The organism is Sphaerisporangium album (assembly GCF_003323745.1).
GTDB lineage: Bacteria > Actinomycetota > Actinomycetes > Streptosporangiales > Streptosporangiaceae > Sphaerisporangium > Sphaerisporangium album.
The window spans coordinates 1-23505 of record NZ_QOIL01000037.1 but is presented as its reverse complement, the minus strand read 5'-3'; the positions used below and the strand labels follow the sequence as shown (position 1 = coordinate 23505).

The 23505-nt window shown below is 71.3% G+C and carries 23 protein-coding genes; 12 read left to right on the top strand and 11 right to left on the bottom strand.

All coding sequences use genetic code 11. The annotated features are described in order from the left end of the window. Positions 1 to 5: 5 nt before the first annotated feature. Together bioB and DQ384_RS39085 are read left to right on the top strand one after the other, a co-directional pair. Positions 6 to 1004, top strand: a complete 999-nt coding sequence (bioB, locus tag DQ384_RS39090; protein ID WP_114033938.1) for a biotin synthase BioB — start codon at positions 6 to 8, stop codon at positions 1002 to 1004. 142 nt (positions 1005 to 1146) lie between these two features. After that, positions 1147 to 2793 (top strand): acetolactate synthase, encoded by a 1647-nt coding sequence (locus tag DQ384_RS39085; protein WP_114033937.1) that lies wholly within the window; start codon positions 1147 to 1149, stop codon positions 2791 to 2793. 116 nt (positions 2794 to 2909) lie between these two features. Here DQ384_RS39085 and DQ384_RS39080 read toward each other — a convergent pair whose 3' ends face one another. Further along, a complete protein-coding gene (locus tag DQ384_RS39080; protein ID WP_114033936.1) occupies positions 2910 to 4628 on the bottom strand; it encodes a serine/threonine protein kinase in 1719 nt (572 codons plus the stop codon). Positions 4629 to 4758: 130 nt separating this feature from the next. Beyond that, complete coding sequence (gene bsaP / locus DQ384_RS44380) at positions 4759 to 4959, bottom strand: biotin synthase auxiliary protein BsaP (RefSeq protein WP_114033935.1); 201 nt, start codon at positions 4957 to 4959, stop codon at positions 4759 to 4761. Positions 4960 to 5067: 108 nt separating this feature from the next. On the opposite strand from bsaP, the gene DQ384_RS39070 reads away from it, so the two are divergent. Continuing rightward, positions 5068 to 5448: a thioesterase family protein gene (locus DQ384_RS39070; RefSeq protein WP_114033934.1), complete on the top strand. Its 381-nt coding sequence runs from the start codon at positions 5068 to 5070 to the stop codon at positions 5446 to 5448. A 42-nt stretch (positions 5449 to 5490) separates the two neighbouring features. On the opposite strand, the gene DQ384_RS39065 is transcribed toward DQ384_RS39070, so the two are convergent. The 7 genes from DQ384_RS39065 to DQ384_RS39035 form a co-directional block, all read right to left on the bottom strand. Further along, positions 5491 to 5709 (bottom strand): biotin/lipoyl-binding carrier protein, encoded by a 219-nt coding sequence (locus DQ384_RS39065; RefSeq protein ID WP_147269074.1) that lies wholly within the window; start codon positions 5707 to 5709, stop codon positions 5491 to 5493. 94 nt (positions 5710 to 5803) lie between these two features. Then, positions 5804 to 7156, bottom strand: coding sequence for an acetyl-CoA carboxylase biotin carboxylase subunit (locus DQ384_RS39060; protein ID WP_114033932.1), 1353 nt, complete (start codon positions 7154 to 7156; stop codon positions 5804 to 5806). A gap of 237 nt (positions 7157 to 7393) precedes the next feature. After that, positions 7394 to 8656 carry an HD-GYP domain-containing protein gene (locus DQ384_RS39055; protein ID WP_114033931.1) on the bottom strand — a complete coding sequence of 421 codons (1263 nt, stop codon included), beginning with the start codon at positions 8654 to 8656 and terminating at the stop codon, positions 7394 to 7396. 17 nt (positions 8657 to 8673) lie between these two features. After that, positions 8674 to 10029: an HD-GYP domain-containing protein gene (locus DQ384_RS39050; RefSeq protein ID WP_181871674.1), complete on the bottom strand. Its 1356-nt coding sequence runs from the start codon at positions 10027 to 10029 to the stop codon at positions 8674 to 8676. Positions 10030 to 10310: 281 nt separating this feature from the next. Beyond that, complete coding sequence (locus tag DQ384_RS39045) at positions 10311 to 11243, bottom strand: NAD-dependent epimerase/dehydratase family protein (protein WP_114033930.1); 933 nt, start codon at positions 11241 to 11243, stop codon at positions 10311 to 10313. A gap of 61 nt (positions 11244 to 11304) precedes the next feature. Next, a complete protein-coding gene (rsrA, locus tag DQ384_RS39040; protein ID WP_114033929.1) occupies positions 11305 to 11571 on the bottom strand; it encodes a mycothiol system anti-sigma-R factor in 267 nt (88 codons plus the stop codon). A 112-nt stretch (positions 11572 to 11683) separates the two neighbouring features. Continuing rightward, positions 11684 to 12289, bottom strand: a complete 606-nt coding sequence (locus tag DQ384_RS39035; protein ID WP_114033950.1) for a sigma-70 family RNA polymerase sigma factor — start codon at positions 12287 to 12289, stop codon at positions 11684 to 11686. Positions 12290 to 12523: 234 nt separating this feature from the next. On the opposite strand from DQ384_RS39035, the gene DQ384_RS39030 reads away from it, so the two are divergent. Then, positions 12524 to 13270 carry a class I SAM-dependent methyltransferase gene (locus DQ384_RS39030; RefSeq protein ID WP_114033928.1) on the top strand — a complete coding sequence of 249 codons (747 nt, stop codon included), beginning with the start codon at positions 12524 to 12526 and terminating at the stop codon, positions 13268 to 13270. 38 nt (positions 13271 to 13308) lie between these two features. On the opposite strand, the gene DQ384_RS39025 is transcribed toward DQ384_RS39030, so the two are convergent. Both DQ384_RS39025 and DQ384_RS39020 read right to left on the bottom strand, forming a co-directional pair. Then, positions 13309 to 13641 carry a TraR/DksA family transcriptional regulator gene (locus DQ384_RS39025; protein ID WP_114033927.1) on the bottom strand — a complete coding sequence of 111 codons (333 nt, stop codon included), beginning with the start codon at positions 13639 to 13641 and terminating at the stop codon, positions 13309 to 13311. Between the two features lie 243 nt (positions 13642 to 13884). Continuing rightward, complete coding sequence (locus tag DQ384_RS39020) at positions 13885 to 14667, bottom strand: SOS response-associated peptidase (RefSeq protein ID WP_114033949.1); 783 nt, start codon at positions 14665 to 14667, stop codon at positions 13885 to 13887. A gap of 135 nt (positions 14668 to 14802) precedes the next feature. On the opposite strand from DQ384_RS39020, the gene aroA reads away from it, so the two are divergent. The 8 genes from aroA to DQ384_RS38980 all read left to right on the top strand — a co-directional run bounded on the left by aroA (position 14803) and on the right by DQ384_RS38980 (position 22967). Continuing rightward, positions 14803 to 16080 carry a 3-phosphoshikimate 1-carboxyvinyltransferase gene (aroA, locus tag DQ384_RS39015; protein WP_114033926.1) on the top strand — a complete coding sequence of 426 codons (1278 nt, stop codon included), beginning with the start codon at positions 14803 to 14805 and terminating at the stop codon, positions 16078 to 16080. Next, a complete protein-coding gene (rsgA, locus tag DQ384_RS39010; RefSeq protein WP_114033925.1) occupies positions 16050 to 17102 on the top strand; it encodes a ribosome small subunit-dependent GTPase A in 1053 nt (350 codons plus the stop codon). The genes aroA and rsgA overlap by 31 nt, the downstream gene beginning before the upstream one ends. 62 nt (positions 17103 to 17164) lie before the next feature. Further along, entirely contained in the window at positions 17165 to 17950 is a 786-nt protein-coding gene (gene hisN, locus DQ384_RS39005) for a histidinol-phosphatase (RefSeq protein ID WP_114033924.1), read from the top strand. Positions 17951 to 18422: 472 nt separating this feature from the next. Further along, positions 18423 to 19538, top strand: coding sequence for a phosphate ABC transporter substrate-binding protein PstS (pstS, locus tag DQ384_RS39000; RefSeq protein WP_114033923.1), 1116 nt, complete (start codon positions 18423 to 18425; stop codon positions 19536 to 19538). A gap of 43 nt (positions 19539 to 19581) precedes the next feature. Next, complete coding sequence (gene pstC, locus DQ384_RS38995; protein WP_245967088.1) at positions 19582 to 20523, top strand: phosphate ABC transporter permease subunit PstC; 942 nt, start codon at positions 19582 to 19584, stop codon at positions 20521 to 20523. After that, positions 20520 to 21407 (top strand): phosphate ABC transporter permease PstA, encoded by an 888-nt coding sequence (pstA, locus tag DQ384_RS38990; RefSeq protein WP_114033921.1) that lies wholly within the window; start codon positions 20520 to 20522, stop codon positions 21405 to 21407. Before pstC ends, pstA begins: the two co-directional genes overlap by 4 nt. Before the next feature lie 12 nt (positions 21408 to 21419). After that, positions 21420 to 22196 carry a phosphate ABC transporter ATP-binding protein PstB gene (gene pstB / locus DQ384_RS38985; protein WP_114033920.1) on the top strand — a complete coding sequence of 259 codons (777 nt, stop codon included), beginning with the start codon at positions 21420 to 21422 and terminating at the stop codon, positions 22194 to 22196. Between the two features lie 54 nt (positions 22197 to 22250). Continuing rightward, the gene (locus DQ384_RS38980; protein WP_114033919.1) at positions 22251 to 22967 is read left to right on the top strand and encodes a response regulator transcription factor; all 717 of its coding nucleotides are present in this window, start codon (positions 22251 to 22253) and stop codon (positions 22965 to 22967) included. Positions 22968 to 23505: the final 538 nt, after the last annotated feature.

Here is a 23505-nt window from a genome sequence, read left to right as displayed (position 1 = left end):
GACCGATGAGTATGGACATCTTGGAGATCGCCCGGGTTCAGGTGCTCGAAGAGGGCCGCGGTCTCTCCGCCGACCAGGCCCTGCGCTGCCTGGAACTCCCCGACGAGCGCCTGCACGATCTGCTGGCGCTCGCCCACGAGGTGCGCATGAAGTGGTGCGGCCCGGAGGTCGAGGTCGAGGGCATCGTGTCCCTCAAGACGGGCGGCTGCCCGGAGGACTGCCACTTCTGCTCCCAATCAGGGCAGTTCACCTCCCCCGTCCGGTCGGTATGGCTGGACATCCCCTCGCTCGTGCGCTCCGCCGTCGAGACGGCCGAGACGGGCGCCACCGAGTTCTGCATCGTCGCCGCCGTGCGCGGGCCGGACCAGCGGCTGATGGACCAGGTCCGCGAGGGCGTCAAGGCCATCCGCGAGGCCGTCGAGATCAACGTCGCCTGCTCGCTCGGCATGCTCACGCAGGCCCAGGTCGACGAGCTGGCCGAGATGGGCGTCCACCGCTACAACCACAACCTGGAGACCGCGCGCTCCCACTTCGGCCAGGTCGTGACCACCCACAGCTGGGAGGAGCGGTGGCAGACGTGTGAGATGGTCCGCGCGGCCGGCATGGAGCTGTGCTGTGGCGGCATCATCGGCATGGGCGAGACGCGCGAGCAGCGGGCGGAGTTCGCCGGCCAGCTCGGGGAGCTCGGCCCCGACGAGGTGCCGCTCAACTTCCTCAACCCGCGCCCGGGCACGCCGTTCGCGTCCTTCCCGCTGGTCGAGGGCCCTGAGGCGCTGAAGACCATCGCGACGTTCCGGCTGGCGCTGCCCCGCACGATCCTGCGGTACGCGGGGGGACGCGAGCTGACGCTCGGCGACCTCGGCACCCGTGAGGGCATGCTCGGCGGCATCAACGCGATCATCGTCGGCAACTACCTCACGACGCTCGGCCGCTCCCCCGAGAGCGACCTGGCGCTCCTGGCCGACCTCAAGATGCCGATCAAGGCCCTGTCGCAGGCTCTGTGACCCTAGAGTCGGCCCTCGGGCGCGCGCCGAGCGGCTCCTGAACAGGCCCCGAACCAGGCACTGAGAAGGCCCTGAGCAGGCGCTCGGCGGCCCGGACGCACGCTCAAGGATTGACCGGGCACAGAAAAGGTAAGTTCACGACATGGAGTCTGCAAAGCACGCCGGCGACATCGCGGTCGCCGTCTCACGAGCATATGGCGCCGAGGTCATGTTCACCTTGTCGGGCGGCCACGTCTTCCCGTTGTACGACGGGGCCGTCCACGAGAACATGCGCATCGTCGATGTGCGGCACGAGCAGAGCGCGGTGTTCGCCGCCGAGGCGACGGCCCGGCTGACGCGGCAACCGGGCCTCGCGGTGCTGACCGCCGGGCCCGGCATCACCAACGGCGTCAGCGGGGTGGCGACCGCGCACTTCAACGGCTCGCCCGTGGTGGTCATGGGCGGCCGCGCCCCGCAGTCGCGGTGGGGGTCGGGCGCGCTCCAGGAGATGGACCACCCGCCGCTGTTCGAGACGATCACCAAGCTGGCCTTCACGGCGGGCGGCGCGGACTCGATCGGCCAGGACGTCGAGATGGCGTTCCGTACGGCCGTCGCCCCGCACCGCGGCCCGGTGTTCCTCGACTTCTACATGGACCACCTGTTCTCGCCCTCCCCCGCGCACGAGGCCGAGACGCTGACCCCGTCCCCGCTGGAGCCGGACTCCGACGCGCTCGCCGAGATCGCGCGGCTGATCTCCGAGGCCGAGCGTCCCGTCCTGGTGCTCGGCTCTGACGTGTGGATGGAACGCGCAGAGGACGCCGCCCGCGACTTCGCCGAGGCCTACCGCCTGCCGGTGATCCCCAACGGCCAGGGCCGCGGCATCCTGCCCGCCGGGCACGAGCTGCTGGTCACCCGGGCGCGCGGCATGGCCTTCTCCCAGGCCGACCTGGTCATCGTGGCGGGCGCGCCGCTCGACTTCCGCCTCGGCTACGGCTTCTTCGGCGGCAGGGACGGCGCCCCGCTGGCGAAGGTCGTCCACCTCGCCGACGCGCCGTCGCAGCTCGCCACGCACGTCGGCACGGCCGCCTCCACGGCCGGAGACCTGTCCCTGCTGTTCTGGGGGCTGCGGTCGGCGTGCGGCGAGGCCGGGGTGTCGCCGAAGGCGTACGACCCGTGGCTCACCCGGCTCACCGAGGCGTCGGCGGCGGCCATCGCGGGCGACGCCGAGCTGCTGGGCTCCGAGGCCGACCCGATCCACCCGATGCGCATCTACGGCGAGCTGAACCGCGTCCTGGACGACGACGCCGTGGTGATCGGCGACGGCGGCGACTTCGTGTCCTACGCCGGCAAGTACATCGAGCCCCGCCGTCCGGGCTGCTGGCTGGACCCCGGCCCGTACGGCTGCCTCGGCACCGGGCTCGGCTACTCGATCGCCGCCCGGCTCGCGCGCCCGTCCTCACAGGTCGTGCTGCTGCTCGGCGACGGCGCGGCCGGGTTCTCGCTCATGGACGTCGACACGCTGGTCCGCCACCGGCTGCCGGTGGTCATGATCTGCGGCAACAACGGCATCTGGGGCCTGGAGAAGCACCCCATGCAGATGCTGTACGGCTACGACGTGGCCGCCGAGCTGCAGCCGCAGTGCCGGTACGACCAGGTGGTGACCGCCCTCGGCGGCGGCGGCGAGCTGGTGACCTCTCCCGCGGAGATCGGCCCCGCGCTGCGCCGGGCGTTCGACTCGGGCGTGCCGTACATGGTGAACATCGCCACCGACCCGGCCATCGCCTACCCCCGGACGACGACCGGCATCTGAGCCTCGCCCGCGGGTGGCCTCAGGCGGGCCTGTAACCGTTCAGGCCCGTACGGTCACCCGCGCGAGGGGAAACCCATGCGGCACCCGCCGCCGGGGCTCCTGGTGGCTTCTGGGGCTCAGGGGGCGGTGGCCGAGGGGGTCGGCGACGGGCTGGGGGTGGAGCTGGGGTCGCCGCCGCAGTCGATTCCCTGCGCCACGACGATGGTCACGGGCTTGTCGACGGCCCACGACTTCCCCGCGTCGGGAAGCTGGTCGAGCACACGCGTGCAGCCCTGGTCGCTCGGCTCGCCATAGATGTCGACGGTGACCTTGAAGCCCGCGGCGTGAAGCTTGGTCTTCGCCAGGGGCTCGGTCAGGTTGATCACAGCAGGCACGGTCTTCTTGACCTGTGTCTTGGTCGGGCTCGGGGACGGCGAGGGCGAGCGCGTTCTGGTGGCGCTCGGGGACGGCGACGGCTCGGTCGGCGTGGGCGAGGCCGGATCGTCGGAGTTCTGCCGGCCGGGGGCGGGTTGCGAGCGGGTGACCGTGGGGGACGACTTGGGGGGACGGGTGGTCCGGGTGGGCGAGGGCGAGGTCTCGCCGGCCGTCACCGACGCTTCCGGCTCCACGCCCGCCACCGCCTTGCCGCCGGCCAGCTGGTAGAACGCCACCGCGCCCACGCCGCCGAGCAGGGCCCCGGCGACGATGACGCCGACGATCAGTCCGGGCCTGGTCCTGCGCGGCGGCCCGGCGGCCCGGCGACCGCGACCGCCACGCCGGCCGGGAGGCGCGGGCGTGCCGGTCGCCGCCGGGGAGCTCACGGCCGTGCTGACCGACTGAGCGGACGCGGCCGTCGGCATGATGTACGGGGGCGGCGTCGGGCCGGCCGGGGCGTTCATCCGCGTGCCGGTCTCCGGAGAGGCCAGGTAGGCGGCCTGGGCGCCGGGGTGCCCGGCCGGGGCCGCCGCGTGGTCCGGGGACGCGATCATGCCGGTCAGCCCGGAGACCGCCGCCGAGCTGCCGGTGTCGGCCAGCATCGCCTGCCGCGCCGCCATGCTCATCTCGGCGGCGCTGTGCCAGCGGCGCGCCGGGTCCTTGGCGAGGGCGCGTTCGACCACGTGGCGGACGGCGGGGGGCACGTCGGGGGGCAGCGGGGGCGGATCCTCGCGGATGTGCTTGAGCGCGATCGTCACCGGGGTGTCGCCGTCGAACGGCCGCTGCCCGGCCAGGCACTCGTAGGCGACGACCCCGAGTGCGTACAGGTCGACGGCCGGCGTCACCGGCTGGCCCTCGGCCTGCTCGGGGGCGCAGTACGCGGCGGTGCCGAGCACCATGCCGGCGTCGGTCAGCCGGTGACCGGCGTCCGCGCGGGCGATGCCGAAGTCGGTGAGGACGAGCGTGCCGTCCTGGCGGACCAGCAGGTTGCCGGGCTTGACGTCGCGGTGCACGATTCCCATGTCGTGCACGGCCTGAAGAGCCGACGCGGCCTGCGCGATCAGCTCCATGGCGGGCTCGGGCGCGATGCGCACGAGCCGGGTCAGCAGACGGTCAAGCGGCTCGCCGTCGACGAACCGCATCACCAGGTACGCGGTCGGGCCCGCGCCCGGGACGTCGCTCACGCCGTAGTCGTAGACGTCCACCACGCCCGGATGGTTGATCGTCGCCATCGCGCGCGCCTCCCCCTGGAAGCGCGCCGCGAACCCCGGGTCGTCCATCCGGCCCGGTAACAGCACTTTCACGGCCACAGTGCGCGCGAGGACGATGTCCTCCCCGCGCCACACCTCGCCCATGCCGCCGGCGCCGAGACGGACGTCCAGACGGTAACGTCCTGCCAGCGTGGTCCCTTGGGCCACCATGTCTCCCCCGCTAACCCCAATCCATGTAACCCGACGCCACCCCGGAGTTCTCCAACAAAGCGGACTCATGTCGCGCCTGGGTCACGGAAGTGTCACAAAACTCTGTGTTCACTTTGCTCGCGCCGGGGTGTCAGTACGACGTCACGCCGTGTTCGACGCAACGAGCGGACCAGCCTCGCGGGGTCACCTGCACCACGAGTCGGCGACGGCACGCCTGGCAGTAGCGAGGTGGCTCCATGAGCCGCGCGGCGCGGCACGCGGAATGATCGCCGTCTCCTTCGAGACGTCCGCAGTGGTCGCAGTACGGGCTCACGCGAGAAGCGTATTGCATCGTTCTCCGCCAAGACCGTCATCCGGTGAAGGTGGTACGAGAAGGCGTGAACGGCCATCCCGGCGCACGAGACACCCCGAAGGGGGTCATCCCCCTAGGCTGGCGCCCATGACGATCGATCCCGGACTCCGCGCCGAGCTGGTATTCATGGTCGAGCGGAGCGACACCGCCATCCGGGTGGGCAGCGGCGACGTCCCCGTCCTCGGCACCCCGCGGCTGCTCGCCATCGCCGAAGCGGTGACCGTACGCGCCGTCCAGGAGCGGCTGGCCCCCGGGCAGACCTCGGTCGGGACCAAGGTGACGCTGGAGCACCGCGCCGCCAGCCCGGTGGGCGCGCACGTCAAGGTGGCCGCCGAGCTGGTCGAGGTGGACGGCAGGCGCCTGGTCTTCGAGGTCACGGCCCGGGACGGGGCACGGATGGTCGCCACGGCCACCATCGAGCGGGTCGTGGTGGACCGCGAGCGCTTCCTGGCCGGCCTGTCCAAGTGATCCGCCCCCGCGTGGGGTCTCCGGCTCACGCGGAGACCGCGCTCAGGAGGCCTCGATGACGGCGATCAGGTCGCCCTCCTGGATCACGTCGCCCTCGGCGACCTTGAGGCCGGTGACGACGCCGGAGTCCTCGGCGAGGACCGGGATCTCCATCTTCATCGACTCCAGAATGACCAGCGTGTCGCCCTCGCTCACGCTGTCCCCCTCGGCCACGACGACCTTCCAGACGTTCGCCACCATTTCGGCGCGTACTTCCGCCACCGGAACTCCCCTCAATCAATGATCTTCGCTTGACCGGCCCTGCTGTGCCCATCGTCGCAGCATCCGGGCCGTTCTCTGCCCGGCACCGGCGGCGTCACGCGCGCATGCGGGCGACCAGGCCGGTGTCGTAGTCGCCGGCGGCGAACTCGGGGTTGCCGAGCAGCTCGGCGCAGAACGCGAGGTTGTTCTTCGGCCCTTCGATGCGGAAGCCGCCCACGGCCGCGCGGGCCCGCTCCAGCGCCTGCGCGCGGTCGGCGCCGTGGACGCAGAGCTTGGCCATCAAGGGATCATAGAAGGGCGTCACCGTGTTTCCCGCGACATATCCGGAATCCAGCCGGATGCCCGGGCCACTGGGCTCCTCCCACACGTCGATCTTGCCGGGGCCGGGGAAGAACCGCTTGGAGTCCTCGGCGTACACCCGCAGCTCGATCGCGTGCCCCCGCGGCTCGACGGCCTGCCCCGAGGAGGCCACGACGAAGCCGACCGGCTCCCCCGCCGCCACGAGGATCTGCTGCTCCACCAGGTCCACCCCGGTGACCAGCTCGGTGACCGGGTGCTCGACCTGGAGCCGGGTGTTCATCTCCAGGAACACGAACTCCTGCCGGTCGGCGTCGACCAGGCACTCGACCGTGCCCGCGCCGCGGTAGCCGACGGCCTCCCCGGCGCGCACGGCGGCCTCCAGCATGCGCGCGCGCAGCTCGGGCGTGATGCCGGGCGAGGGGGACTCCTCGACGACCTTCTGGTGACGCCGCTGGACCGAGCAGTCGCGCTCGCCGAGCGCCACCACCGTCCCGTCCGCAAAGCCCAGGATCTGCACCTCGACGTGACGGGCCCGCTCGACGAAGCGCTCCAGCAGGATGGCCGTCCCCCCGCCGAACCGCTCGGCCGCGCGCGAGGCGGTCGCGAAGGCCCGGGTCAGCTCTGCGTCGTCGCGGGCGACGCCCATGCCGATGCCGCCCCCGCCCCCGGCGGTCTTCACCATGACCGGGTAACCGATCTCGGCGGCCGCGGCCAGCGCCCCCGCGCGGTCGGTGACCGGCTCGCGCGTGCCCGCCGCCACCGGCACCCCGGCGCGCTCCATGAGGTTGCGTGCGTTGATCTTGTCGCCCATGCGCTCGATGGCGTCCGGGGACGGGCCGATCCACACCAGCCCCGCCTCCCCCACGGCACGGGCGAACGCGGCGTTCTCGGCGAGGAAGCCGTACCCCGGGTGGACGGCGCGGGCGCCGGTCGCGCGGCACGCCTCCAGGACCCGGGCGACGTCGAGGTAGCTCTGGGCGGGCGCCGCGGGGCCGAGGGCGAACGCGTCGTCGGCCTCGGCCACGAACGGCAGGTCGGCGTCGGCCTCGGAGTGCACGGCGATGGCCCGCAGGCCCATGGCCCTGACCGTGCGGATGATCCGCCGGGCGATCTCTCCCCGATTGGCCACCAGAACGCTGTCGAACATCGGCCGCACTCCCTTCGATGGATCACCACCCTAAGGCCGGAGCGTTCTCAGAACCCTTCGCGCGAAACCACCGATCCCTCGTGTCCCGTCTGTAGGAACCCCACAATCGGGAGCGGCGGCGCCGGATCGGCGGCGCACCTCCTCCACCGGGTAAAAGCCCTGTCAGGGAGGGGTTCGCGTGGCCATCTCAGGGACGCGGCGCGGGTCGGCCGCCTGTAAGAAAGAGGGAAAGAGGGCTCAGAGGTGGTTGTCCGGGCCGGTCCGCTCGATGACCTTGGCCATCGACTCGACCACCACGGGGTCGTACTCGTCGCCGCCGTCCAGCCGCAGGCGCTCCAGGGCCGCCGCGGCGCGGTCGCGGTCGGTGGAGCCGCCCACCAGGTCGTCGTAGGCGTTGGCCGCCTTGATGATGCGGCTGGCCAGCGGCGGCGGGGGCTCCGGGCCCCCGAACGGGTCGCCCTGGTGGCGCACGATGTCGGCGACCCGGTCGAGCACGCCGGTCTTCCTGATGACCTCCGAGCCGAGCTCGGCGATGCTGCGCGCCGTCCGCGGGTCGGTGAGGACGGTCGCGCCGCCGGGGATGGGGTCGCGCAGGGAGAGCTGGCCGATGTCGTGCATCAGCGCGGCGTACTCCAGCTCCAGCAGCTCGGGCTCGGCCATGCCCAGCTCGCGGCCGATGGCGACCGACATGCGGCTGACGCGCCGCGAGTGCCCCGGCTCGACATATCCGCCCACCTCGGTGACGCGGGCCAGCGCGCGGACGGTCTGCAGGTAGGTGGCCCGGATGCCGGCGTACTTGCGGAACGCGACCTGGGTGACCAGCAGCGGCGCCGCGAAGACGACCAGGGCCGCCAGGTTCATGCTGTGCGAGGCCAGGACGAGCAGCGTGCCGGACGCGGCGACCGCGGCGCCGAGCGGCGCGGCCATGCGCAGCTCGTCGCGGATCGCGACCCGGAAGGCCGTGCGCACCTGCTCGGCCCTGAGCAGCGCGGCGATGACGACGTCGGCGGCCAGCATCGCGGTGATGAGCACCGCCATCACGCCGAGCACCGCCCACCACGTGCCCTTGCCGTCGCCTGTGGTGTCGTACAGCGCGGGGGCCAGCGGACGATAGGCGAACGCGAGCAGCGCCCCCGACAGCAGGCGGCGGGCGATGGCGTCGAGCTGCGGCGGCCTGCCCACGGCGAGGTGAGGCAGCGCGCCGAGGATCATGCCTGCCGACATGACCGCCACGACCTGCAGCGCCGAGTGCTCGGCCGGGACGCCGCCGACGTCCAGCAACAGCGTGTACCCGAGGGCGGCGGCGGCGCCGATGGGCGCGACCTCGCGGTTGCCCGGCATCGTCAGCCTGGCCAGCTCGCCCGCGGCGACCAGCACGCCGAACGCGACCGCGATCTGCGGGTCCACCAGGCCGACGGCGGCGGTGTAGGCGATGCCGCAGACGGTCACCACGCCCGCCGCGCAGATCAGCAGCAGCCGGCCGGAGTCGAGCCCGTGCATGGGCCGGGACGCCGTCGTCACCGCTCGGACACCACTTCGATCGGCGAGGTCGGGTCGTCGTGGTCCTTGGCCACGGTCTCGACGACCTCGTCGGCCTTGGGCGCGGCGACCTTGCCGGGAGGATCCCAGCCTCTGCGGTCGACGGCCCGGATGAACGCGCCGACCATGTCGGGGTCGAACTGCGTGCCCGCCCCCTTGCGCAGCTCGGCCACGGCCTCCTCGATCGACTTGGCCTTACGGTAGGCGCGGTCGGAGGTCATGGAGTCGAAGGCGTCGGCCACGGCGATGACCCGTGCGAACTCGGGGATCTCGTCCCCGGCCAGCCCCATGGGATAGCCCCGGCCGTCCTGGCGCTCGTGGTGGTGCATGATGCCGGCGAACGCCTCGTCCAGGAAGTCGATGCCCCGCACGATCTCCAGGCCGCGCATCGGATGGAGCTGGATCGCGGCCAGCTCCTCCTCCGTGAGGCCGCCTTCCTTCTGCAGGACCTTGGTCGGCACGCCCAGCTTGCCCACGTCGTGCAGCATGCCGGCGTAGCCGATGGCCCGCATGCGCTCGGGGCCCATGCCGATCTCCTGGGCGATCATCGTGGAGGCCGCGGACACCCGCGTGCAGTGACCGCGCGTGTAGTAGTCCTTGGTCTCGACGGCCTGGCACAGGGCGGCGATGGTGGCGTCGTACGACCGCTGCTGCGCGAGGTACTGGCCGAAGGCCCAGCGGGCGATGAACAGCGGCAGCAGCACGAGCACCGCCGAGATCGACTGGACGGTCGCCCACAGCCCGGCGATCAGCAGCCCGAAGGTCGCGTACCCCAGGTAGGAGATGAAGAACTGGGCGAGCCCGCGCAGCGGCACCTCCTCGGTGCGCAACTGCCCGGCGAGCGAGAGCATGACGGCGAACAGCACGAAGTTGAGCGGGACGAACACCGCCGCCGCGCCCGTGAACGGGCCGAGCAGGTCGGCGAAGCGGTGGTCGCTGACGATCGTGCGATGGCCGCCCAGCGACTCGAACACCCACCCGGCCGCGTACCCGCAGATCGCGAACTGGGCGCCGTTGAACAGCCGCTTGTGCGGCGGCAGGCCCGGCCGCACGCTCAGCACCGCCGTCGCGCCCACGAGCGCCGCGCCCACGCTGCCGACCAGCACCACCGCGGCGAGCGCGGCCGAGAAGCTGACCGACATCGCGGCCGACTGCACGTTCAGCAGCGTGGGCACCGACTCGCACACCAGGAACAGCAGCGCGAGTACCAGCAACGTGGGCCACTCGTCCTGGCCCAGGTGCTCGGAGAAGATCAGGCCCCGCCCGATCAGCCCGGCCGCCACCGCGACGACGGCGACGAGATAGATCTTGGCCGGCCAGGGAAGCTCACGCACCGCCGCCGCCTACGGCCGTCACGGGCACGCGCTCAGATCCAGGAGATGCCTGAGGGGCCTTCCGCCGCGCCCCCCGAGAGAACCACGAGAACCGTCAGAACCACCATGGCCAGGGCGCCCGCGAAACCACCGCTAACTATGGCCGCCCCCATGCGTGTGGCCATTGCCTTCACCATGTGCCGCCTCCCCATCGAGTCCGGCTTCAGGCTACAGAACCCGTGCTCACGCGTTGGGGAAGTCGAAGAATCGCATCCAAAGCGTAATCAAACCACTACCCCCAGCTAACGTGATCTAGCCCACTCGACGGTGGCCTTGAGGCCGGTGAGAAGCTCCGTGCGGGGGCGCCAGCCGAGGCCTTGGCGGGCGGGCGCGGGGTCGACGGCCATCGCGGGCAGGTCGCCGAGCCGCGCGGGCGCGAACGCCGGCGCGTCCGGAGCCCCCGCCGCGGCGGCCACGAGCGTGTGCAGCTCGCGGTCGGTGGTCTGCACGCCCGTGCCGAGATTGAAGCGCCGCCCGTCGCCGTCCGGCCCGCACGCGCGCACGAACCCGTCCACGACGTCGTCGACGAAGATGTAGTCCCGCGTCTGGGAGCCGTCGCCGTACACGACGGTGGGCGCACCGCGCAGCAGGGCGTCGGTGAAGATCGAGACGACCCCCGCCTCGCCCTGGGGCGACTGCCGGGGGCCGTAGACGTTCGACAGCACCAGCGTGGTGCCCTGGATGCCGTGCAGCGCCCGGAACATCGACAGGTAGATCTCGCCGCCGAGCTTGGAGGCGGCGTACGGCGAGCGGGGGTCGGTCGCGGCGTCGCCGGGCACCGGGATCACCGGCGGGCGGCCGTAGACCGCGACGGAGGAGGTGTGGACGACCTTCCTGGCCCCGGCCTGGCGGGCGGCCTCCAGCACGTTGACCGTGCCCTCGACGTTGAGGCGCGCGTCGTGGACGGGGTCGGCGACGCTGGCGCGCACGCTGATCTGCGCGGCGAGATGGCACACGGCCTCGGGACGCCACCGCCGCGCCAGCTCGGCCAGCCCGGCGTCCCTGACGTCCAGCTCGAAGAGCGAGAAGGCCGGGTTCGCGGCCGCGGCGGCGAGGTTGGCGCGGTCTCCCGAGGACAGGTCGTCCACGACGGCCACCTCGTGCCCGTCGGCCAGCAGGCGGTCGACGAGGGTGGAGCCGATGAACCCGGCGCCGCCGGTCACGAGTACACGCACCCCGGCATCCTAGGCGATGGCCGGGCGAAACCGCCCGACCGTACCCGATGCGCCGCCCTGGCTAGTCGGCCAGCTCGGCCCTGACCTCTTGGATGCGTTTGAGCACCTTCGACCGCAGTTCCTCGGGAGCCGTGTCGCAGCCGCAGTGCTTGGCGATGAGCTGCTTGACGGCCTTCTCCAGGCCGTACTCCTGCAGGCATGGCCCACACTCGTCCAGGTGCTGGTCTATGTCCGACCTGCGGCGCTCGTCCAGCTCGCCGTCCAGGAAGGTGTAGACCCGGTCGAGCACTTCCTTGCAGTCGGTGTCGTGCGGCTTGCCACAGCTCATGCCCAACACCCCTCCAGGGCGCCGGCGCCCAGACCCCGGCCGCCGTCGCCCGACCTCGCGGCCCCGCCTGCCCCGCTCATCTCGCCCACATCGCCGATGTCGCCGCGCTCCATCACGACGGCTCCTCCGATCGCACAAGCCCGCGTTCGCGTGCGTAGTCCTCGAGTTGCGTCCGCAGCTGGCGCCGCCCGCGGTGAAGCCGGGACATGACCGTCCCGATCGGAGTGCCCATGATGTCGGCGATCTCCTTGTACGGGAAACCCTCGACGTCGGCGAGGTACACCGCGATCCGGAAGTCCTCCGGAAGCGCGGCCAGCGCGTCCTTGATGTCGCTGTCGGGGAGGTGCTCCAGCGCCTCCACCTCGGCCGACTTCAGGCCACCGGAGGTGTGGGACTCGGCGCGCGCGAGCTGCCAGTCCTCGATCTCCTCGGTGCCCGCCTGCTTGGGTTCCCGCTGCTTCTTGCGGTAGGTGTTGATGAACGTGTTGGTCAGGATGCGGTAGAGCCAGGCCTTGAGGTTCGTTCCCTCCTGGAACTGGTGGAACGAACCGAACGCCTTGGCGAAGGTGTCCTGAAGCAGATCCTCCGCGTCGGCGGGATTCCTGGTCATCCGGAGCGCCGCGGAGTAGAGCTGGTCGAGATACGGCATGGCATCGCGCTCGAACCGCTCGCTGCGCTGCTCCAGAGTCTCCTCGGCTGTCTTGGAGACCGGACCCACCCCCTTATACGCACCGTACAGAGCCGAGAATACCGGCTCGTCTACGGCCGACCGATCACCGACCTCGGCCACCAGCATGGGACGGAACCTCCTCGCGTGTTTACGCCCGTCTGCAACACGCGAGGCATAGCATCTGTTCCCGGTAAGTAGAAGGTGACGATCGACCCGGTACGGGGAAAAAGATACGTACCGGCCGGTTGCTGACCCCGGTGCCCCGACCGTCCAGGAGCCACGTTGCTGCCCATCCCAGCCAGCGAACTGAACGGCTCAGGCGCACTCGGGCCGTACTGGACCTTCTACCACGCCGTCGTCGCCGAGCAGCTGAGGCGCTGGCTCCCGCAGCGGCCCTGCCTGTTGCTGGACCTGTCCGGCGGGCGCGGGCGATGGCCGGTCCAGGCGGCGGGCGCGGGCCACCACGTGATCGAGGTGGTCGACTTCCGCCGCACGCCCGACACCTGGCTGCGCGACGCGTCCAACCGGATCCGCCGGGTGCGGGCCGACGATCTCGGGTTCCTGCCGGACGCGTCCGTCGACGCGGTGATCGCCGAGGAACGCGCGCTGTCGCTGGAGCTGATGGCCGAGTCGACGATCGAGGACGTCGCGCGCGTGCTCAAGCCCGGCGGGCGCGTGCTGGCGTGCGTGGACTCTCTGGTCCTCGGCATGGCGATCATGGCCGAGCAGAACTACTGGGCCCACCTGTGCCAGACCGGGACGGGCGAGGTCATGCTCGTGCCATGGCCGGACGGCAGCATCACGCGCTGTTTCAGCAGCGCCCAGCTGCGCGAGCTGCTCGCCGACGCCGGGCTGGAGGTCGAGTGGGTGCGGCCGCGCACGGTGCTGTCGCCGTCCACCGTCGACCACGTCCTCGCGGCCGACACCCGCGCGCTGAACTGGCTGGTGCGCACCGAGCTGGAGGCGCACCCGGACGACGACGACACCGTGGGCATCCATCTCGTGGCGAGCGCCCGCAGGCCGGGATAGCGCGAGGCCGCCGCCTATTTCGGCATACGGGGGCGCCGTCAGCGGCGGCGTTCCCGCCGGGACTGGCACTGGACGCAGCGGGCCGCCTCGGGACGCGCGGCAAGCCGCCCCTCGGGCACCGGCGCCCGGCAGTCCACGCACCGGCCGTAGTCGCCGGCGTCGAGCCGCTTCAGCGCGTCGACCACCGCGGTACGCTGCCGCGTCGCCACATCGATCATGGCCTGCCTGCGGTCGGCGTCGGTGAGCGCGGAGCCGGCGTCCGCCGCCGACCTGTCGCCGACGGTGACGGGGTCGCCCCGCAGCACCCTGATGGACCGGTCGAGTTCGGCGAGCATGCTCTCCAGTTGGGTCCGAGCGGTCGCGTCGTCCACGAATCCGCACCTCCGGGAAGAAATGGGTACAGCCGTAGGCGGGATCCCCCGGAACCTCCCGCCTGGCCCGATCCTCGGGCGATGACTCCGCGTCTCCTTGCGTCATCGCTTTTTGAGCGGATGCCCATTCGGCCGGGTTCTTACACCGGCATGACCCAGCCTTTTCCTGGACGCGGCATTTCTTTCCCGGGTCTCGTTCCTTTTCCGAACGGCCCGGCACTCCGAAACGGCCGGGAACACGCGTCAGAACAACGCGGTCTCGCCGGAGGTCTCGCGCTCCAGAAGGTGGGGGCCGTTGTTCTTGACGCTGTTCACCTCGCTCGACACGGGGTAGGCGACCAGGCCGCTCGGCGGGGCGGATTCGAGCATCTCCAGCATCTCGCCGGTGTCGGTGCGCGCCGGGTCGAGCCAGTCGGCCCACTGATCCCTGTGGATCACGACGGGCATGCGGTCGTGGATCCGCCCGAGGTGGTCCTCGGCGGACGTGGTGATGACCGTGCAGGTCACGAGCCATTTCAGCGGGTCGTCGTCCGCCCGGGTGCGGTCCTTCCAGAACTCGTACAGACCGGCCATCGCCATCACCCCGCCGTCCTCGGGGTGAATGAAATAGGGGTGCTTGGTCTTCTTGTCGGCTCTGTACCACTCGTAGTAGCCGTCCGCCGGAAGCAGGCACCGGCGCTGCGCGAACGCCTTGCGGAACGAGGGCTTCTCGGTCAGCGTCTCGACCCGCGCGTTGATCATGCGGGACCCGACCGAGGGGTCCTTCGCCCAGCTCGGCACCAGACCCCACTTCAGCACCCTCAACTGCCGGACGGGCTGTGCGGCCTGCGCCCCGTCGCCCTTCTCGCCCTTCTTGCCGTCCTTCTCCCCGTCGGGCGCCTCCGGGCGGGTGAGCACCGCGTACACCTTCTTGGTGGGGGCGACGTTGTAGTCCGCGGCGAGCTCCATCGACGTGCCGTCCACGCCGACCTCGAACTCCTCCAGCAACTCCTGGCGCTTACGCGCCGACGCGTATCTGCCACACATGCCCATAGACTGCCCCACCGCCGCCGTTCACGCATCACGCGCGCGGGAAACCCGATCACCCGGCGGCCCCCGCGGGGCCGCCACGGGGCCCGACGTCAGCGCCTTGGCGGGGGCCGTCCCGGTAGGCTCGGAACTATGTCAGCTCCCCTGTGGCCCGCGCCCGTGGCTCCCGGCCCGGTCGAGGCGACCGTGCGCCTGCCCGGGTCCAAGTCGGTGACCAACCGCGCCCTCCTGCTCGCCGCGCTCGCCGACGGCCCCGGGACGGTGCGACGCGCGCTGCGCAGCCGCGACGCCGACCTGATGGTGGCGGCGCTGCGGTCGCTCGGCGCCGAGCTGACCCCCTCCGATGACGGCCCCTCCGGCGTCGACTGGCACGTCGTGCCCGGCCCCGTGCGCGGCGGCGCGTCGATCGACGTCGGGCTGGCCGGCACGGTGATGCGTTTCGTCCCGCCCGTGGCCGCGCTGGCCGACGGCGAGGTCGCCTTCGACGGCGATCCGCACGCCCGCAAGCGGCCGATGGGCCCGATCCTCGCCGCGCTGCGCTCCCTCGGCGCCGAGGTCACCGGCGACGCGCTGCCGTTCACGATCCGGGGGCCGATCACCGGCGGCGAGGTCACGCTGGACGCCTCGGCGTCCTCCCAGCTCGTCTCCGGCCTGCTGCTGGCCGCCGGGCGCTACCCCAAGGGCGTGACCGTCCGCCACAACGGCCCGCCGGTGCCGTCCATGCCGCACATCGAGATGACCGTGCAGATGCTGCGCGCCGCGGGGGTCGCCGTGGACGACTCCGAGCCGGACGTCTGGAAGGTCGAGCCCGGCCCGATCTCGGCCCGCGACCTCACGGTCGAGCCCGACCTGTCCAACGCCGCGCCGTTCCTGGCGGCGGCCATGGTCACCGGCGGCGGCGTCACCATCCCCGGCTGGCCGGAGGAGACGACGCAGGGGGGCGACGCGCTGCGGGAGCTGCTGCCGCGCATGGGCGCGACCGTCGCGCGCACCTCCGAGGGCCTGAGGGTCACCGGCGGCGGCCGGCTGGAGGGCATCGACGCCGACCTGCGCGACGTCGGCGAGCTGACGCCCACCATCGCCGCCCTGGCCGCGCTCGCGGGCTCGCCCAGCCGGCTGCGCGGCATCGCCCACCTGCGCGGCCACGAGACCGACCGGCTCGCCGCCCTGGCCACCGAGATCAACGGCCTCGGCGGGGACGTCACCGAGACCGACGACGGCCTGGCGATCACGCCGCGCCCGCTGCGGGCAGGGGTGTTCCACACCTACGCCGACCACCGCATGGCGACGGCCGGGGCGGTCATCGGCCTCGCCGTCCCCGGCGTGCGGGTCGAGGACATCGCGACGACCGCCAAGACCCTTCCCGAGTTCGCCCTCATGTGGGCGCGCATGCTGGGGGAGGGCCACTGAGAAGACGCGAGTACGACGAGGAGGACGTGCGGGTCCGGCCCGGCAAGGGATCGCGGCCGAGGACGAGACGCCGTCCCGCGCACGACGACGCCGTCGAGGGCTTCGTCGTGGCGGTCGACCGCGGCCGCTACACCTGCCTCGTCGAGGGGGAGGCCCCGGACGGGCACCGGAGGAAGCGCGCCCCCGATCCGCACGTCGTGACGGCGATGCGGGCGCGGGAGCTGGGCCGCAAGGGCATCGTGGTCGGCGACCGCGTCGGCCTCGTGGGCGACACCTCGGGACAGCCCGACACGCTGGCGCGCATCGTCCGGGTCGAGCCGCGCACCTCGATGCTGCGGCGCAGCGCCGACGACACCGACGAGGTCGAGCGCCCGATCGTCGCCAACGCCGACCAGCTCGTCATCGTCACCGCGCTGGCCGACCCGCCGCCCCGGCCACGGATGATCGACCGCATGCTCGTGGCCGCGTTCGACGCCGACATCGAGCCGCTGCTCTGCCTCACCAAGGCCGACCTCGCCGCCCCGGACGAGCTCGTGGCCCGCTACGAGCCGCTCGGCCTGCCGTACGTCGTCGTGCGGAAGGGCGGCGACCTGGACGAGCTGCGGTCGCGGCTCGCCGACCGGCTCAGCGTCCTGGTCGGCCACTCGGGGGTCGGCAAGTCGACGCTGGTCAACTCGCTCGTGCCCGACGCCGGGCGCGCGGTCTCGCACGTGAACGCGATCACCGGCCGCGGGCGCCACACCTCCAGCTCCGCCGTGGCCCTGGAGCTGCCCTTCGGCGGATGGATCATCGACACCCCCGGCGTGCGCAGCTTCGGGCTCGGCCACGTCGTGATCGACAACGTGCTGGCCGCCTTCCCCGCGCTGGCCGAGGGCGCCGTCCACTGCCCCAAGGGGTGCAACCACCGCGGCGAGGAATGCTCGCTGGACGCCTGGGTGGAGCAGGGCCACGCGGACGCGGCCGGCCTCGCGTCCCTGCGCCGCCTGCTCGGGAGCCGGGACGGCGAGCCCGACGACGATTGAAACCCGCCGAAACGGACCATCACGCCTGAGGAAAACCGTCCCGGCAGGGTACCGTTTGCGCTGTGACGGGCTATACCGACGACCTGCGACTGGCGCACATGATGGCCGACAGCGCCGACGATCTGACCATGCGCCGGTTCAAGGCCGTCGACCTGCGGGTCGACACCAAGCCGGACCTCACGCCGGTGAGCGACGCCGACCAGGCGGTCGAGGACGCGATCCGCGGCACCCTGCGCCGCGCCCGTCCCCGTGACGCGGTCATCGGCGAGGAGACGGGCCGCACCAGCGGGTACGGCTCACGCTGCTGGGTGGTCGACCCCATCGACGGCACCAAGAACTACGTGCGCGGCGTCCCCGTCTGGGCCACCCTGATCGCGCTCATGGAGCACGGGAGGGTCGTCGTGGGCGTGGTCTCGGCGCCCGCGCTCGGCCGCCGCTGGTGGGCCGCCCGCGACGGCGGCGCGTGGACGGGCCGCAGCCTGACCAAGGCGTCGCGCTGCACCGTCTCGTCGGTGAGCCGCCTGTCCGACGCGTCGTTCTCCTACTCCAGCTTCGGCGGCTGGGAGGAGCGCGGGCGCCTCGCGGAGTTCATCGACCTGTCGCGTGCCGTGTGGCGCACGCGCGCGTACGGCGACTTCTGGTCGCACGTGATGGTCGCCGAGGGCGCGGTCGACATCTCGGCCGAGCCGGAGTTGTCGGCCTGGGACATGGCCGCACTGACGGTGATCGTCGAGGAGGCCGGGGGCGTCTGGACCGACCTGTCCGGCGCGCCGGACGTCGACGGGGGCAGCCTGGTGTGCGCCAACCCGCTGCTGCACCCCGAAGTGCTCAAGCGCCTCGGCGACTGAGCAGGCCCGACTGAGCAGGCGCAGAGCCGCACGCTCAGAGCCGCGGTCACGCGCGCGCCCGGCGTGCCGGGCGCGCCGCGCGCTCACCCGGTGTTCACCCGCGCGCCGTCAGCGCTCGTCCGGCGGGCGTGAGATGACACGGTCCTCGAGATAGCAACTGCAGCTACCGCATCCTGGAAGCACGTCGATCCTCCTCGCAGTCGTCGCCTCGACGCTACGGCAGCCTGCGGCGCGCGTAACTCCCCGTGAGGGCACAGTCGCGTACGTGTCACACATCTCAGGATGTGGATGGCGGCAGCCGCTCGAACATTGAGCTCATCTTGTGACATAGGCTCCCACCTCGGCACATGCCCCAGTTCGGACAAGAGCGACCGGGCCCGTTCACGCCTCGTTCACCTTTAACCGGGGATTAAGTCATCTTGACTCCCTACCGTCCTAGCCGTTGAGAGAACAGCGTGGAAGGACAACAAACGTGAAGTATGCAGGCCGGCTCGCCGTAGCCGCCATCGCCGGCGTGCTTTCGCTCGCTGCGTGCGGTACTGATGACAACAGCGGCGACAACACCGCCAGCTCCGCCCCGTCCACGAGCTCGGGCGGCGGCGACAGCGCCGCCCTCAGCGGCACGATCAACGCCGCAGGCTCCTCGGCCCAGGCGAACGCCATCGCCGAGTGGAAGAAGGGCTTCCAGTCCGCGAACTCCGGTGTGAGCATCAACTACCAGCCCAGCGGCTCCGGCGCGGGCGTCCAGGCTTTCATCCAGGGCACGGTGGCCTTCGCGGGCTCCGACTCGGCCCTCAAGGATGACAAGGGCGAGCCCGCCCAGGCCGACGCGCGTTGCAAGACCGGCAAGGCGATCAACCTTCCCATGGTGATCGGCCCGGTCGCGGTGGTCTACAACCTGCCGGGCGTGGACAACCTTCAGCTCTCCCCGGCGACCATCGGTGGCATCTTCGACAGCAAGATCACCAAGTGGGACGACGCGGCGATCAAGAAGGACAACCCCGACGCGCAGCTGCCCTCGACCCCGATCCAGGCGGTCCACCGCTCGGACGAGTCGGGCACCAGCGACAACTTCACCAAGTTCCTCAAGGCGACCGCCGGCTGGCCGTACGAGCCCGCCAAGGCGTGGCCCGCCGAGGCCAAGGGCCAGGGCGCCAAGGGCTCGGACGGCATCGCGCAGACCGTCAAGAGCGCCGAGGGCTCCATCAGCTACGTCGAGCTCTCCTTCGCCGAGAACTCGGGCCTGAGCAAGGCCAAGGTCGCCAACGGCTCCGGTGAGTTCGTCGAGCTCACCCCCGAGAGCGCCGCCAAGACCGTCGAGGCCGCTGAGGTCAAGGGCACCGGCAACGACCTCAAGCTGTCGATCGACTACGCCACCAAGTCCGCGGGCGCCTACCCGATCGTCCTGGTGACCTACGAGATCACCTGTGAGAAGGGCCTGTCGGCCGAGGACTCCAAGCTCGTCAAGGCCTTCCTCAAGTACACCGCCAGCGACGCCGGCCAGTCCGCGCTGACCGGGCTCGGCTACGCCCCCCTGCCGGCCTCTCTGCTGACCAAGGTGCAGACGGCCGTCGAGGCGATCTCCTAACTCAATGGCCACGCCACTTCGTACGAAGGAAGGCGGGCCGGCCATGCGCCGGCCCGCCTTCCGGCGCAGCCGCGGTGAGGGCCCCTTCCGGTTCGCGACCACCGGCGCCGGTGTGGTGGTGCTCGCCATCATGGCGGCCATCGCGGTCTTCCTCATCGTGAAGGCGATCCCGGCCCTCCAGGCGAACACCTCGAGTTTCCTCGCCGAGAAGATCTGGACGCCCAACGCGACCGAGCCGAAGTTCGGCATCGCCGCCCTGGCGTTCGGCACCGTGATCAGCTCGCTGCTGGCCCTGATCATGGCCCTTCCCGTGGCCATCGGCGTCGCGCTGTTCATCTCCCACTACGCGCCCCGCCGCCTGGCCGGGGCGCTCGGCTATGTGATCGACCTGCTCGCCGCCGTCCCCAGCGTGGTGTACGGCCTGTGGGGCGTCATCTTCTTGATCCCGTTCGTGCAGGGGCCCTACACGTTCCTGAACGACTACTTCGGGTGGATCCCCCTGTTCGCGGGGGACGCCGTCTACGGCAAGTCGATCATGACCGGCTCCATCGTCCTCGCCATCATGATCCTTCCGATCATCGCCGCGATCTCCCGCGAGGTGTTCCTCCAGGCGCCGCGGGCGCTGGAAGAAGCCTCCCTCGCGCTCGGGGCCACCCGGTGGGAGATGATCAGGATGTCGGTCCTGCCGTTCGGCCGTCCCGGCGTCATCAGCGCGGCCATGCTCGGCCTCGGGCGCGCGATGGGCGAGACGATCGCGGTCGCGCTGATCTTCCCCGCGACCTTCGACATCACCTTCAAGGTGCTGTCCAACAACGGCAACAGCATCGCCGCGAACATCGCCAACGGATTCGGCGAGGCCACGCCCATCGGCCAGGGCGCGCTGATCGCGTCCGGCCTGGTGCTGTTCGTGATCACCCTAGTGGTCAACACGGCCGCCCGGTTGATCATCGCTCGCCGCAAGGAGTACTCGAGGGCCGCCGCATGACAATGTCGCCCGCCGTCATCACCCGCGTGTCCTTCAGCCGCCGGCTGAAGGACCGTGTCGTCCTCGGCCTCGTCTGGCTGGCCTTCGCCGTCGCCGTGGTACCGCTCATCTCGGTCCTCTGGCTGGTGATCAAGAACGGCATCGCCCGCTTCGACCTGGAATTCCTGACCCACTCGATGCGCAACATCGGCGCCCGCGACGCCGGCGGAGGGGCCTACCACGCCATTCTCGGCACCCTGGAGCAGGTCGGCCTCGCCGCGCTGATCTCGGTGCCCGTGGGACTGCTCACCGCGATCTACCTGGTCGAGTACGGGCAGAACCGCCAGCTCGCCCGCTCCATCAGCTTCTTCGTCGACGTCATGACCGGCATCCCGTCGGTGGTGGCCGGTCTGTTCGTCCTGGCCTTCTGGGTCCTGGTGCTCGGCCTCGGCTACTCCGGCTTCGCGGGCGCGCTCGCGCTGTCGATCCTGATGATGCCGACCGTGGTGCGCTCGGCCGAGGAGATGCTGCGCCTCGTCCCGAACGACCTGCGCGAGGCGTCGTACGCGCTGGGCGTGCCCAAGTGGAAGACGATCACCAAGATCGTGTTCCCGACCGCCTTCACCGGCATCATCACGGGCGTCATGCTCGCCATCGCCCGCGTCGCCGGTGAGACCGCGCCGCTGCTGCTCACGGTCTTCAGCACCGACTCCATCAACGAGGATCCGTTCAACGGGCCTCAGATGGGCCTTCCGCTCTACGTCTTCGACCAGGCCCAGCGTCCGAACGTCACGGCGGTCGACCGGGCATGGACCGGAGCGCTCACCCTCATCCTGATCGTCATGCTGCTCAACCTGGTGGCGCGCCTCATCGCCTGGTGGCGCTCGCCCGCCAAGGGCCGGTAAGGGGTTATCGACATGGCCAAGCAGATCGAGGTCTCCGACCTCGACGCCTACTACGGATCGCACAAGGCGATCGAAGGCATCACGATGACGATCGAGCCGCGCTCGGTCACGGCCTTCATCGGCCCGTCCGGATGCGGCAAGTCGACGTTCCTGCGCACGCTGAACCGCATGCACGAGGTCATCCCCGGCGCGCACGTCGACGGCAAGATCCTCCTGGAGGACCAGGACCTCTACGGCCCGGACATCGACCCGGTGTCCGTCCGGCGCACGGTCGGCATGGTCTTCCAGCGGCCGAACCCGTTCCCGACGATGTCGATCTTCGACAACGTCGCCGCGGGCCTGCGCCTCAACGGCCGGATCTCCAAGTCCGAGGCCGAGGGCATCGTCGAGACGTCGCTGAAGGACGCCAACCTCTGGAACGAGGTCAAGGACCGGCTCAACAAGCCGGGCGCGGGCCTGTCCGGCGGTCAGCAGCAGCGGCTCTGCATCGCGCGGGCCATCGCCGTCAGCCCGGCCGTCCTGCTCATGGACGAGCCGTGCTCGGCCCTGGACCCGATCTCGACGCTCGCCATCGAGGACCTGATCGCCAAGCTGAAGAACGACTACACGATCGTCATCGTGACCCACAACATGCAGCAGGCCGCGCGGGTCAGCGACCGTACGGCGTTCTTCAACCTGGCCGGCCAGGGACAGCCCGGCAAGCTCGTCGAGATGGACGAGACCTCCAAGATCTTCACCAACCCCACTCAAAAGGCGACCGAGGACTACATCACCGGCCGCTTCGGATGATCGACTCCTAGGTCCAGGAGCCCATGGAACCTTGAGGAGCCTTGAGGAGATGGTGTGACCCAGCCGCAGGCGGCACCTGAAGTGGACGGGGACACTCGGTCGGCGCCCATGCTGCTGGTGGCCGATCCCGACGCCGAAATGGTGCGGGAACTGGCCGAGGCGCTGGAGCGCGAAGGGGTCCTCGTCACCGGAGTCTCCGATGGCGCCCAGGCACTTCTGCAGGCCGGCGCCCTCCGGCCTGACGTTGTGCTCGTCAGCGCCACCCTGACCGTCATCGGGCCGGTCGATTTCGTGCGCGCGGTACGAAGGGCGCGAGCCGTGCCCGTCCTGCTGGGCGTGGGCGACGGGCACGCGGAACAGGCCGTCCAAGGCCTCGCCGCCGGAGCCACGGCGTGCGTGGCCAGGCCGTACCGCGTGCCCGAGCTGCTTCCCCTGGTGCAGGCGGCGTTCCCCGGGGACGCCGGCTCGCGCGGGGTACTCACGGTCGGCAGCGTCGAGCTGGACGTGGGGGCTTATCAGGTGCGCGTGTCCGGGATGCCCGTGCACCTGCCCCTTCGGGAGTTCGAGCTTCTGCACTACCTGATGCGCAACGCCGACCGGACGGTCACACGGGAGCAGATCATGCGCCACGTGTGGCACGCGGCCGACGCGATGTCGACGAACACCATAGCCGTCCACGTCAAACGCCTCCGCGCCCGGCTCGGGGACGACGACGACCGGCTCATCCAGACCGTACGCGGGGTCGGCTACCGCCTGGTCACGCCGCACTGACCTTCACCCGGTCCTCCCCCGCCACGGGCGTCGCCGTCCCCCCGGCTCACGCCCCAAGCCCGAGCGCCTCCTTGACGGCTCCGGCCAGGGCGCTCACCAAGGGGAGCACCGGGTGGTCCCTTTGGTGAGGACCACCTGGCTCAGGGAGGACGGCGACCGGAACATCCGCCGGTGATGTCAGGCCTCGGGACAGCCCCGTATCGGCCCACACCGCCCCCTCCCCGTCGTACGGTCCCGTCTCAACTCTCCGTGGTACGGCCCGTCTCGACGAGTCTCCGCCGTATGGCTCGTCTCCATTGGCGCCGGCGCGGCGGGACGCGGGTCGGCGAACCCGGCGCCTGATACGGCGGCCCACCGGCAACCACCCACCGCCACCCGCCGGCCTTCCTCCGGCCCGGCGCCGGCCCGGCACCGGACATGCAAAAGCCGGGCCCCGGAAAAGGGACACCCCCCTCCAGAACCCGGCTGACACCAAACCCCAGCCCGCACCCGCCACCCCGGAAACACCCATAAGCCAGAACCCCGGGAACGGGGAAGG